Genomic DNA, 12234 nt, shown 5'->3' with positions numbered 1-12234 from the left:
GTCGTTTTTTTATGTCTGCAATCTGCATTTTACTGACTATTCGGTCTTATCTTCTTTCGCCGCTTTACGTTTTTTCTTCAGCTTATCCCAGATTTTTCCTTCCTGACCACGCCACAGGCGCTGAATATTATCGTGATGACGCAACAGGATCAGACAGGAAAGCATGGCGACCGGGAAGGTGAACTCCGGTTTGAACCACCAGACATAAAATGGCGCAATCAGTGCGCTGACGATCGCACCCAGTGACGAATAGCCGCTCAGCAGCACGGTCAGGAGCCATGTGCCGGTCATCAGGCCGGTCAGGTCCCAGCCGATGGGGGCGATAGCACCAAACGCCGTGGCAACACCTTTGCCGCCTTTAAAGCGGAAAAAGACCGGATAGATATGGCCAAGACATGCCGCGATGGCCGTCAGGCCAAGATACATAGGCGGAATGTTCAGACGGTATGCCAGCCAGACCGGCAGCATGCCTTTGAGGACATCGAAAATCAGAACAGCGGCAGCGGCCAGACGGCCACCCAGGCGTAAAACGTTGGTGGCGCCGGGATTACCTGAGCCCGCTGTGCGCGGATCGGGTAAACGGGCTACCCGGCAGACCAGAATAGCACTGGAAATCGAGCCGCAGAGGTAGGCGAAAATAATCATTCCAAGCGCGGTAGCACTCATAAAGCCGTTCCGTCTAATAAGGGTCGTTTTAATCGCAACATCCATGGATAATACGCATTTTCTGCTGGAAGTGGTATCCGGCTGGGCCAAAAACAGAGAATCACGTGATGGATATCGTATTTATTGAGCAACTAAATGTAATCACTACCATTGGCGCTTACGAATGGGAACAGACCATTAAACAGAAACTGGTATTCGATATCGAAATGGCCTGGGATAACCAAAAGTCCGCCGCCACTGACGATGTGAATGACTGTTTAAGCTATGCTGATGTCAGTGATGCGGTGATCGGGCATGTTTCTTCACAAAATTTTGCGCTGGTTGAACGCGTAGCGGAAGAGGTGGCGACATTGCTGCTGAGCCGGTTTAATTCTCCGTGGGTTCGGATTAAGCTCAGCAAACCGGGCGCTGTTGCTCAGGCAGCGAATGTCGGCGTGATTATCGAGCGTGGAAAGCGTTTTTAAATCCTGTTATGGATACAATTTAGAAAACGCTTGTCTATTGAATGTCATAAAGAAGCGTTAAAAGGAAAGTCCGGGTTGCCGGGTTTTCTTTACTGAAGCGGCTCAGCATGATGCCGCTTTTTTATTGTGTGTATTGTAAGCATATTTCCCATCAGCGGATCTTTTAAAGGGTAGGGTGCGATAATGATCGTCGAAAGTCATTCTTTGCTTGTTGCGGCTATTTTGGGGGTGGTTGAAGGACTCACCGAGTTTTTGCCTGTTTCTTCTACCGGTCATTTGATTATTGTCGGCAATCTTCTTGGCTTTACGGGAGATACCTCAAAATCATTTGAAGTGGTTATCCAGTTAGGTTCAATTCTGGCCGTGGTCGTGATGTTCTGGCGTCGTTTGTTCAACATGATAGGTTTGCATTTTGGTAAACCGCCGGTTCATGAAGGCTCGGGTTCTCGTCGTTTAAATTTATTGCATATTATTTTGGGGATGATTCCGGCAACGGTACTGGGGCTGCTTCTGCACTCTCAAATCAAAGCGTTGTTCGAGCCAAAATATGTCATGTATGCACTGGTGGTCGGCGGTATTTTGCTGATTGCTGCCGAGTTGCTGAAACCTAAAAAACCGCGTGCCGAGGGACTGGATGACATCACCTACGTGCAGGCGTTTATGATTGGTGTTTTTCAGTGTCTGGCGCTCTGGCCCGGGTTCTCCCGCTCAGGGGCAACCATCAGTGGGGGGATGTTAATGGGGATCAGCCGTTTTGCGGCATCTGAGTTCTCTTTCCTGCTGGCGGTGCCGATGATGATGGGCGCGACGGCTCTGGATTTGTACAAGAGCTACAGCTTCCTGAATATGGCGGATTTACCGATGTTTGCCACAGGGTTTGTCTCTGCGTTCATTGTTGCGTTGATCGCGATTAAAACCTTCCTGGCGGTGATTAAACGCATTTCGTTTATCCCGTTTGCGATTTACCGTTTCTTCGTGGCAATTGCCGTGTATTTTGTGTTTATCGCCTGATTTTTGCTTCCCTGAGGCAATAAAAAGCCCCGCACGGTGAATCACCGGCGGGGCTTTTCTTATGAATAAAGCCAGCGTTTAAATCGCCACGTCCTGAGTTTGTTTCCAGTCGGCCAGCGCCTGAGTACGGCGTTTCTTCAGTTCATCACGGATAGCCATACCCTGGAAACCCGCATCCAGCACCTCTTTATTTGAAACGCTGCTGGCGACTTCAAAGGCTTCACGCAGGTAATCGCCTTGCGGATAGGGATTATTTTCAAATGTCGTACGCCCGCGCGCATCGGCTTCACTGGTCATGATCATCTGCTCAAGACGCTGCGGTTTACGCCAGACATCAATGGTGTCGAACAGTTTTAACAAGGTTTCCGGACGCAGTTTATTGACGGTGTGGATCAGGTCATGGAACTCCGCGACCAGTTTCGCTAAATCACGAATGTGCGTCGGCACTTTCAGCCGCTGGCAGAGTTTTTCCACCAGTTTCACGCCCGCCGGGCCATGACCGTGATGGGCGGGCCAGAATTGCGGCGGCGTCAGAGCCTTACCCAAATCATGGCAAAGCGCCGAAAAACGCACATCGACGTCAGGCGTCAGGGTACTGGCGATTTTCAGCGTCATCAGCGTATGTATGCCGGTATCAATTTCCGGATGCCATTTCGCCGGTGCAGGCACGCCAAATAATGCATCGATTTCAGGAAACAGCACTTTCAGGGCGCCACAATCGCGCAGCACCTGGAAATAGACCTGCGGATCCTGCGTTTGTAACGCTTTCTCGGTTTCTTTCCACACACGTTCAGGTGTGAGGGCTTCCAGCTCACCGCTTTCCGCCATCTGTTGCATCAGCGCCTGCGTTTCCGGGGCGACCGTGAAATCTAAATGCGCGAAGCGTGCAGCAAAGCGGGCAACGCGCAGAACCCGCAGCGGATCTTCGCCGAAAGCATCGGAAACGTGGCGCAAAAGGCGTTGTTCGATATCACGCTGACCGTGATAGGGATCGAAAAGTTCGCCATCGTTGCTTTTGGCGATGGCATTAATGGTCAGATCCCGACGCATCAGATCTTGTTCCAGCGTGACATCCGGTGCGGCATAACAGGTAAAGCCGTTATAACCGGAGCCAGATTTCCGCTCAGTACGGGCCAGCGCATATTCATCGTGAGTGACCGGATGCAGGAAGACCGGAAAATCTTTACCGACCTGCTGATAGCCATTTTCGAGCATATATTCAGGCGTCGCGCCCACTACCACCCAATCGTGTTCAGACACAGGCAGGTTTAATAAACTGTCTCGGACTGCGCCGCCGACCAGGTAAATCTCCACGCGATAACTCCTGAAATTAGCCAAAGGACTCTGTCTTCATCATAGCAAAGTTGCGCTGAAGATTTCCTGACTGATGGAAACACGAAAAGGCACCGAAGTGCCTTAGGGAAACGATCAGGATGCTGAGCTGTCAGCTCATCCAGCGATCTTTTTTCCTGCGACGTGGGATGAGATGTGGCAACAGCAGACCCAGCACCAGACCGACACCCGCGACACCGCCGCCATACATAAACCATTGTAAGATAATGGTTCTTTGTTTGTCGTCGAGCTGCACATTGACCGCGTCAACCTTCTTCTTCGCCACGATCAGCTGATTTTTCAAATCCTGATTTTCTTTCTTCAGGCCGTTGATGATGCCGTCACTGGAAGAGACTTTGGCCTGCATTTCTGCCGTGCGCTGGTTCCAGCTGGAATCAATATTGGTCAGCTTGTCGGTCAGCGTTTTCACCTGTTGTTCCAGATCCGGAACGCGGGTACGCAAGCTCGGCACATTGCTTAACTGATCAAGCGGGATCCAGGCGGTTTTACCTTTTGAATCAACAATCTCACCGTATTTCGTACTGTCGTTGACACTGCGCAGGGTGACTTCTTCACCGGCATTCAGGGTGCCAACGATGCGATACTGATTACCTGGACCACTGTGGATATAGGTAATCAAATCGTCGGAGATATAGCGCTTCTCATCAGCGTGAGCGCCCCATGTCATGCTTAAACCAAGCAAAGCGAAACCAATTAGGCGTAATTTCTGCATTATTTCATCGTTTCTTTGTGAATTTAGGGAACGTGAAGTGTGGATCCGTTTTATCAGGATACGTCTTCTGGCAACCGCCACTGTCCGGCCATTGCACTCATATAAGTACTAAAAGTTGGAGACCGATAGTAAGGGCAACAGTGTGACGACGCAATGTATAAACCGGAATGAGAACTATCTTACAATCCCGCAACATGCGGCTTGCGCGCTGTGCTTATGATAGAATTGGCAGCGACGCGTTAATCCCTTTTGGCAGCAAAGAATCGGTGTGAAGACTCATATGACCGTAGAAATAGAATTAAAATTTATCGCCACCCCGGCCGCAATCGCCGAATTACCTTCGCAACTCGCTGGTTTTAACAGCGTGCACACCGCGCCTTCGAAACTGACCAACATCTATTTTGAGACTGCGGAAAACTATTTACGTTCGCATGACATGGGTCTGCGGATCCGTGGTTTTGACGATCAGTATGAAATGACCATCAAAACCGGTGGCAAAGTGGTGGGGGGGTTACATCAGCGCCCTGAATACAACGTTGAGCTGAAAAAGCCGGTGTTGAAACTGAGCGCGTTCCCGAAAGATATCTGGCCGGAAGGGTGCAAACCCGCTGCATTGCAGAAAGAACTCGCTCCGCTCTTCCGCACGGATTTCACCCGCGAGAAGTGGGTGATCACTTACGGCGAAAGCGAGATCGAACTTGGGTTAGATCAGGGCGAAGTGGTGGCTGGCGAATTAAACGAACCACTGGCTGAAATTGAACTTGAGCTGAAAAAAGGTAACACCGCTGATTTACTGGCGCTGGCGGCTGAAATTGGCGCGCACGGCGGCTTGCGGCAGGGTGGTTTCAGCAAGGCGGCTCGTGGTTATCATCTTGCAAAGGGCAATCCTGCCCGTGACATCAAACCGCTGCCGGTGTTTAAAGCGAAACCGAAAGCTACGGTTGAGCAGGCTATGTCTGCGATGTTCGAACTGGCGCTGGATCACTGGCAATATCATGAAGAATTGTGGGTTCGCGGCGACAAAACTGCGCGCCTGACTGTGTTGCAGGCCGTGGAAACTGTGCGCCAGGTTCTGGTGCTGTTCGGCGGACTTGTGCCGCGTAAAGCCTCTTCTGAGCTGCGTACCTTACTTACTGATCTGGTGCCGGTTCTGGAACAGAAATCGGCGGATGCACAGGAAATCTGTTACAGCGCGGCATATCTGAAATGCAAGTTAGTGCTTACTTCCTGGCTGGCAACATCAGGGTGGGCGCCGTTTATTGATGATAAATCCGCGAAAAAAATGGACGGTTCCTTCAAGCGCTTTGCTGACATCATGCTCGGCCGCACTGCCGCCGATCTGAAAGAAGCCTTTGCACAGCCGCTGACGGAAGAAGGCTATCGTGACCAACTGGCGCGCCTTAAACGCCAGATCATTACCTTCCATTTGCTGGCCGGTGCTTACCCTGAAAAAGACGTTGCCGCGTATATTGCCGGCTGGGCCGATCTGCAACAGGCCATCGTTCAGCAGCAGCACGCCTGGGAGGATTCGGCCCGTTCTCACGCGGTGATGATGGATGCTTTCTGGTTAAACGGACAACCTCGTTAATTGACTGATAAGCCTGGGCAAATTGCCCGGGCTTTTTTTTGCAAGGAATCTGACTTCATGTTGCCACTTTCTTCTGTTTTGCAAAGCCATGCGCAGAGTTTGCTTGAACGCTGGCGTGAACATCCTGAAAACCTGCCCCTTCCCGATGATGCGCAACTGGCCGTGCTGAGCAGCAGTGAATTCGTAACGGACAGTTTGCTGGCTTTTCCGCAGTGGTGGCATGAAATTGACCAAAATCCCCCTCAGGCGCAGGAGTGGCAACTTTACCGCCAGTGGCTGGAGGAATCGCTGACACAGGTGGCTGACGAAGCCGGGCTGATGAAAGCGTTACGTCTGTTTCGTCGTCGCATTCTGACCCGCATTGCGTGGTCGCAGTCCGCGCAAACCAGTGAAGCGAAAGACACGCTTCATCAGTTGAGTGAACTGGCGGAATTATTGATTGTCAGCGCCCGCGGCTGGCTTTACGACGCTTGCTGTCGCGAGTTTGGTACGCCGGTCAATGCTGCTGGCGAACCGCAAAGAATGCTGATCCTCGGGATGGGTAAACTGGGCGGCGGCGAGCTGAATTTCTCCTCGGATATCGATCTGATTTTTGCTTATCCGGAAAATGGTCAGACCCGCGGCGGGCGGCGTGAACTGGATAATGCGCAGTTTTTCACCCGTCTCGGCCAGCGGCTGATCAAAGTGCTGGATCAGCCCACTATCGACGGTTTTGTATATCGCGTGGACATGCGTTTGCGCCCGTTCGGCGACAGCGGCCCGCTGGTGATGAGCTTCCCGGCACTGGAGGATTATTATCAGGAACAGGGGCGTGACTGGGAGCGTTACGCGATGGTGAAAGCGCGTCTGATGGGCGGCGCGGAGGACATCAGCAGTCAGGAATTGCGCAAAATGCTGATGCCATTTGTCTTCCGCCGTTATATCGATTTCAGCGTGATCCAGTCCCTGCGTAACATGAAAGGCATGATCGCTCGTGAAGTACGCCGCCGGGGTCTGAAAGACAACATCAAACTCGGCGCAGGCGGTATCCGTGAGATTGAATTTATCGTGCAGGTATTCCAGCTGATCCGTGGCGGGCGCGAACCGGCATTGCAGCAGCGTGCGTTGCTGCCAACGCTTCAGGCGCTGGAAAATCTGGGGCTGTTGCCGGTAGAACAGGTGTTGCAGTTGCGTAACAGCTATCTGTTCCTGCGCCGTCTGGAAAATCTGTTACAGGCAATAGCGGACGAGCAAACACAAACCTTACCGTCAGATGAACTGAATCAGGCACGTCTGGCGTGGGGGATGAATTATGCCGGCTGGCCGCAGCTTCTGGATGCAGTGAATGCTCACATGCAGGCCGTGCGCTCGGTGTTTAACGAGCTGATTGGTGATGACACGCCAGATGCTGAAGATGATGTGCAACTCTCCCAGTTCAGCAGTTTATGGATTGATGCGCTTGAGCCTGCCGAGCTGGCGCCACTGGTGCCGCAACTTGACGAAAACGCGCAACGACATGTTTTATATCAGATTGCCGATTTCCGCCGTGATGTAGATAAACGCACGATCGGGCCGCGTGGTCGTGACCAGCTGGATTTGCTGATGCCGCGTTTGCTGGCGCAGGTCTGCACCTATAAAAATGCCGATGTGACGTTACAGCGCCTGATGCAGTTGCTGCTCAATATCGTCACACGTACGACGTATATCGAGCTGCTGGTGGAATACCCCGGTGCGCTCAAACAGTTAATCCGCCTGTGCGCCGCTTCACCGATGGTCGCGAGCCAACTCGCCCGCCATCCTTTATTGCTCGATGAACTGCTCGACACACGCACGCTTTACCAGCCGGTGGAGCCGGGCGCGTACCGCGACGAACTGCGCCAGTATCTGATGCGGGTGCCGACGGAAGACGAAGAACAACAGCTTGAAGCGGTACGTCAGTTCAAGCAGGCGCAGCATCTGCGTATTGCAGCCGGGGATATTTCCGGCGCATTGCCGGTGATGAAAGTCAGTGACCATTTAACCTACCTTGCGGAGGCCATTCTCGACGTTGTGGTGCAACAGGCGTGGGAACAGATGGTCGTAAAATACGGTCAGCCAGCGCATCTTCAGCACCGTGAAGGGCGCGGTTTTGCCGTGGTCGGTTACGGAAAACTCGGTGGCTGGGAGCTGGGTTACAGCTCGGATCTGGATCTGGTCTTCCTGCTCGACTGTGCGCCGGAGGTGATGACCGATGGCGAACGCAGCATCGACGGGCGTCAGTTTTATCTGCGGCTGGCGCAGCGCATCATGCATTTATTCAGCACCCGTACGTCGTCAGGCATTCTTTATGAGGTTGACCCGCGTCTGCGACCTTCCGGTGCCTCCGGCATGCTGGTCAGCACCATCGAAGCTTTTGCCGATTATCAGGCCAATGAAGCCTGGACATGGGAGCATCAGGCGCTGGTTCGCGCGCGCGTGGTTTACGGTGATCCGCAACTGACGCAGCAATTTAATGCCACGCGTCGCGACATTCTTTGCCGCCAGCGCGATGGTGAAGGACTGCGTAAGGAAGTCCGTGAAATGCGCGAGAAAATGTATGCCCATCTGGGCAGTAAAAAAGCCGACGAGTTCGATCTGAAAGCCGATCCGGGTGGCATTACGGATATTGAATTCATTGCACAATATCTGGTTCTGCGTTTCGCGCATGATGAGCCGAAGCTGACGCGCTGGTCCGATAATGTGAGGATTTTTGAGCTGATGGCGCAACACGACATCATGCCGGAAGAAGAGGCTCGAAATCTGACGCAGGCTTATGTCACGCTGCGCGATGAAATTCATCACCTCGCTTTGCAGGAGCACAGCGGGAAAGTGGCCGCAGACAGTTTTGCGGCGGAGCGCGCGCAAATCCGCGCCAGCTGGGCGAACTGGCTGGGCTGAGGGTTTTTATTCGGGTAACAGGCGCTTGTGATATTATCCGGCGCATTGTATTTACCCGATTTGATTTATCTGTTTTGGAGTCTTGGGATGAAAGTGACTTTGCCTGATTTTCACCGCGCGGGTGTGCTGGTTGTCGGTGACGTAATGTTAGATCGCTACTGGTATGGCCCGACCAATCGTATTTCACCGGAAGCGCCGGTGCCGGTGGTGAAGGTCAATACCATCGAGGAACGTCCTGGCGGCGCGGCAAACGTGGCGATGAACATTTCGTCTCTCGGTGCTTCTTCGCGTCTGATCGGTCTGACCGGCGTTGACGATGCCGCCCGTGCCCTGAGTGAGCGTCTGGCGGAAGTGAAAGTAAACTGCGATTTCGTGGCGTTATCCACGCATCCGACCATCACTAAGCTGCGTATATTGTCCCGTAACCAGCAACTGATCCGCCTCGACTTTGAAGAAGGTTTTGAAGGTGTTGATCTCCAGCCGATGCTGACCAAAATCGAACAAGCTTTACCACAAAGTGGCGCACTGGTGCTGTCAGACTACGCCAAAGGTGCACTGACTGAAGTGCAGAAAATGATCCAGCTGGCGAGAAAAGCTGGCGTACCGGTGCTGGTTGATCCTAAAGGATCTGATTTCGAACGTTACCGTGGTGCGACTTTACTGACACCAAATCTGTCCGAATTCGAAGCCGTTGTCGGTCGTTGCAAAAACGAAGATGAAATTGTCGCCCGTGGTATGCAACTGATCGCTGATTTCGAACTTTCCGCGCTTCTGGTCACCCGTTCTGAACACGGCATGACCTTGTTACAGCCAGGCAAAGCGCCATTCCATATGCCAACGCAGGCGCAGGAAGTGTATGACGTGACCGGTGCCGGTGACACGGTGATCGGTACGCTGGCCGCTGCGCTGGCCGCCGGTAATACGCTGGAAGAATCCTGCTTCCTGGCGAACGCCGCCGCCGGTGTGGTGGTGGGTAAACTCGGCACCTCAACCGTTTCGCCGGTTGAACTGGAAAATGCGATCGGCGGGCGTTCAGACGTTGGTTTTGGCGTGATGAACGAAGAACAGCTAAAAGCCGCCGTGGCGATGGCGCGTCAGCGCGGCGAAAAAGTCGTAATGACCAACGGCATCTTTGACATCCTGCACGCGGGACATGTTTCTTACCTGGCAAACGCCCGCAAACTGGGCGACCGTCTGATTGTCGCCGTTAACAGCGATGCTTCGACCAAACGCCTGAAAGGCGAAACCCGTCCCGTAAACACGCTGCAAAACCGCATGATCGTGCTGGGTGCACTGGGTGCCGTGGACTGGGTGGTTTCTTTTGATGAAGACACGCCGCAGCGTTTGATCGCCGGGATCTTGCCTGATCTGCTGGTGAAAGGCGGCGACTATAAGCCTGAGCAAATCGCCGGTTGTCAGGAAGTCTGGGCGAATGGCGGCGAAGTCCGTGTGCTGAATTTTGAAGATGGTTTGTCCACTACCAAAATCATCAATCAGATCAAAGCGCAGGACTGATTTCCTCCGGGAAGACCATGTTACCTGCACTGAAGGGCTTATCTGATAAGCCCTTTTCTTTTTGATTTTTCAATCAATAACGCAAAACGGAAGTGGCTCTGTTGTGAGCGGATTAAAACAGGAACTGAGTCTGGCGCAGGGCGTCGGGCTGCTTTCAACCTCATTACTGGGGACTGGTGTCTTTGCGGTGCCTGCACTGGCGGCTCAGCTGGCACAAAATGACAGCCTGTGGGCGTGGCCGGTGCTGATCCTGCTGGTGTTTCCGATAGCCATCGGGTTTGCTGCGCTTGGGCGGCATTTCCCCAGCGCGGGCGGTGCAGCGCATTTTGTCGGCAAAGCTTTCGGGCCGCATATGGCGCGGGTCACCGGTTGGTTATTCCTGTCAGTTATTCCAGTCGGATTGCCCGCCGCATTGCATATTGCTGCCGGTTTCTGGCAGGCCGCCTTTGGCTGGAGCAGCATAAACCTGCTGCTGGTGCAGTTGGGTACGCTGTTTGTTATCTGGTTCCTCGGCACACGCAGTGCCGGGTCCAGTGCCAATATTCAAACGCTAATCGCTTTTCTGGTGATCGCGCTGGTGGTGGCAATCTGGTGGAAAGGGGATATTTCTCTGCCTGAAATTCCGCTGCCTTCGGTGCGTGACGTCTCACCATCGAACCTGTTTGACGCGCTGGCGGTGATGTTTTGGTGTTTTGTCGGACTTGAGGCTTTCGCGCATCTGGCGACCGAATTTCGTCATCCGGAACGGGATTTCCCGCGCGCGTTGTTGATCGGCATGCTGGTGGCTGGCGCAGTTTACTGGGGATGTACGGTAGCGGTGCTGAAATTCCATGCCTGGGGAGAAGGGCGGGAAGCAGGCGCATCATTGCCGGGTATCGTCGTACAGCTCTTCGGACAAAAAGCGTTGTGGATCGCCTGCATTATTGGCTATCTGGCGTGTTTTGCCAGCGTGAATATTTATACCCAGAGTTTCGCCCGGCTGGTGTGGTCACAGGCTCAGCTCAAGCCGCAAAGTAAACTCGCACAGCTTTCCGCTCAGCAAGTGCCGGTGCCCGCGCTGAATTTAGTGGTGGGCTGCTGCGCGTTGTTTACGTTACTGATTTACTGGCTGCACCTGCCGCTCGGCGCGCTAATCACTTACGCCAATGGGATTTTCATCCTGATTTATCTGTTATGTATGCTGGCGGGGATCCGGATCCTGGCAGGACGCTCGAAATGGATGGCGATGCTGGGCGCTGTATTGTGCTGCGGATTGCTGGCGATGGTCGGCTGGAAAGCGCTGTATGCAGTCGTGGTGTTTGCAGGATTGTGGCTGTTATTGCCACGCGCCACAACGGTACTTCATGTACGGTAACGCCGATTTCGCACAGCAAAAAGGCCTGCTGAGCAGGCCTTTTCTGATGATATCATTCGCAATAATCAGGCCGGATCTTGCGGCTTTTCCGTTTCAGTCAGCTTGCCTTCCAGCGCAGCAAGACGTTGTTCCAGTACAGCCAGTTTTTCACGGGTACGCAGTAAAACCTGGGTCTGAACGTCAAACTCTTCGCGATTGACTAAATCCATGCGGCTGAACTGCGCCTGCAATACCTGACGGATTTTCTTTTCGGCATCTTCACCAAACTCACGGATCCCTTTAGGCATAGATTCGTGAACCTGGCGGGCAATTTGTTCAATTTTTTTCGGGTCAATCATGTTATTTCCTTTTCTCGAAGGAGGTGCTTTTCCTTAGTGTAATCGCTGATGCTGTTTCTATAAACCTTCAGGGGCACTAATTGGACAAACCACAGGATTGCTCTGCTCATTTATTGGCGCTATAGTTGTTTTGCTTATTCTCAGGGCGGGGTGAAAGTCCCCACCGGCGGTAAACCACGGAATATCGGAAGGATCATAATCCCTTCCATGTGGAAGCCCGCGAGCGCTCAATCCTTCGGGGTTAGAGGTCAGCAGATCCGGTGTAATTCCGGGGCCGACGGTTAAAGTCCGGATGGGAGAGAGTAACGATTCAAGCCGGGCAAATATTGCCCGCTGCG

Annotated in this window: 10 protein-coding genes and 1 riboswitch; of the genes, 6 read left to right on the top strand and 4 right to left on the bottom strand. The window is 53.0% G+C overall.

Annotation, left to right across the window (positions count from 1 at the left end):
• Positions 1-36 precede the first annotated feature (36 nt).
• Complete coding sequence (plsY, locus tag ABIC79_RS18605) at positions 37-666, bottom strand: glycerol-3-phosphate 1-O-acyltransferase PlsY (protein WP_112152105.1); 630 nt, start codon at positions 664-666, stop codon at positions 37-39.
• Between the two features lie 107 nt (positions 667-773).
• Between plsY and folB the strand changes: the two genes are divergently transcribed.
• Together folB and bacA are read left to right on the top strand one after the other, a co-directional pair.
• Positions 774-1130 (top strand): bifunctional dihydroneopterin aldolase/7,8-dihydroneopterin epimerase, encoded by a 357-nt coding sequence (gene folB / locus ABIC79_RS18600; protein ID WP_013573949.1) that lies wholly within the window; start codon positions 774-776, stop codon positions 1128-1130.
• A gap of 186 nt (positions 1131-1316) precedes the next feature.
• Positions 1317-2141: an undecaprenyl-diphosphate phosphatase gene (bacA, locus tag ABIC79_RS18595; protein ID WP_037034331.1), complete on the top strand. Its 825-nt coding sequence runs from the start codon at positions 1317-1319 to the stop codon at positions 2139-2141.
• A 78-nt stretch (positions 2142-2219) separates the two neighbouring features.
• Here bacA and ABIC79_RS18590 read toward each other — a convergent pair whose 3' ends face one another.
• Together ABIC79_RS18590 and ABIC79_RS18585 are read right to left on the bottom strand one after the other, a co-directional pair.
• On the bottom strand, positions 2220-3455 hold the full coding sequence (locus ABIC79_RS18590) for a multifunctional CCA addition/repair protein (protein ID WP_131638624.1): 1236 nt from the start codon (positions 3453-3455) through the stop codon (positions 2220-2222).
• Between the two features lie 130 nt (positions 3456-3585).
• Positions 3586-4206 carry a TIGR04211 family SH3 domain-containing protein gene (locus tag ABIC79_RS18585; protein WP_013573952.1) on the bottom strand — a complete coding sequence of 207 codons (621 nt, stop codon included), beginning with the start codon at positions 4204-4206 and terminating at the stop codon, positions 3586-3588.
• Between the two features lie 280 nt (positions 4207-4486).
• Here ABIC79_RS18585 and ABIC79_RS18580 point away from each other — a divergent pair, with 280 nt between their 5' ends.
• The 4 genes from ABIC79_RS18580 to yjeH all read left to right on the top strand — a co-directional run bounded on the left by ABIC79_RS18580 (position 4487) and on the right by yjeH (position 11558).
• Positions 4487-5794, top strand: a complete 1308-nt coding sequence (locus ABIC79_RS18580; RefSeq protein ID WP_217244141.1) for a CYTH domain-containing protein — start codon at positions 4487-4489, stop codon at positions 5792-5794.
• A gap of 57 nt (positions 5795-5851) precedes the next feature.
• Entirely contained in the window at positions 5852-8689 is a 2838-nt protein-coding gene (gene glnE, locus ABIC79_RS18575) for a bifunctional [glutamate--ammonia ligase]-adenylyl-L-tyrosine phosphorylase/[glutamate--ammonia-ligase] adenylyltransferase (protein WP_112152107.1), read from the top strand.
• 87 nt (positions 8690-8776) lie between these two features.
• A complete protein-coding gene (gene hldE / locus ABIC79_RS18570) occupies positions 8777-10204 on the top strand; it encodes a bifunctional D-glycero-beta-D-manno-heptose-7-phosphate kinase/D-glycero-beta-D-manno-heptose 1-phosphate adenylyltransferase HldE (RefSeq protein ID WP_013573955.1) in 1428 nt (475 codons plus the stop codon).
• Positions 10205-10307: 103 nt separating this feature from the next.
• Entirely contained in the window at positions 10308-11558 is a 1251-nt protein-coding gene (gene yjeH, locus ABIC79_RS18565) for an L-methionine/branched-chain amino acid transporter (protein ID WP_121020138.1), read from the top strand.
• Between the two features lie 65 nt (positions 11559-11623).
• Here yjeH and ubiK read toward each other — a convergent pair whose 3' ends face one another.
• The gene (gene ubiK / locus ABIC79_RS18560) at positions 11624-11896 is read right to left on the bottom strand and encodes a ubiquinone biosynthesis accessory factor UbiK (RefSeq protein ID WP_013573957.1); all 273 of its coding nucleotides are present in this window, start codon (positions 11894-11896) and stop codon (positions 11624-11626) included.
• A 132-nt stretch (positions 11897-12028) separates the two neighbouring features.
• Positions 12029-12204: riboswitch (FMN riboswitch) on the top strand.
• The last annotated feature ends 30 nt before the right edge of the window (positions 12205-12234 follow it).

Origin of the sequence: Rahnella sp. 2050, assembly GCF_040544515.1 — a bacterium.
Lineage (GTDB): Bacteria > Pseudomonadota > Gammaproteobacteria > Enterobacterales > Enterobacteriaceae > Rahnella > Rahnella aceris.
This window is presented reverse-complemented; position numbering and strand designations above follow the sequence as displayed.

Coding starts and splice junctions, on each gene's coding strand:
- plsY (WP_112152105.1), bottom strand. CDS start 666: ATGAGTGCTACCGCGCTTGGAATGATTATTTTCGCCTACCTCTGCGGC.
- folB (WP_013573949.1), top strand. CDS start 774: ATGGATATCGTATTTATTGAGCAACTAAATGTAATCACTACCATTGGC.
- ABIC79_RS18585 (WP_013573952.1), bottom strand. CDS start 4,206: ATGCAGAAATTACGCCTAATTGGTTTCGCTTTGCTTGGTTTAAGCATG.
- ABIC79_RS18580 (WP_217244141.1), top strand. CDS start 4,487: ATGACCGTAGAAATAGAATTAAAATTTATCGCCACCCCGGCCGCAATC.
- glnE (WP_112152107.1), top strand. CDS start 5,852: ATGTTGCCACTTTCTTCTGTTTTGCAAAGCCATGCGCAGAGTTTGCTT.
- hldE (WP_013573955.1), top strand. CDS start 8,777: ATGAAAGTGACTTTGCCTGATTTTCACCGCGCGGGTGTGCTGGTTGTC.
- ubiK (WP_013573957.1), bottom strand. CDS start 11,896: ATGATTGACCCGAAAAAAATTGAACAAATTGCCCGCCAGGTTCACGAA.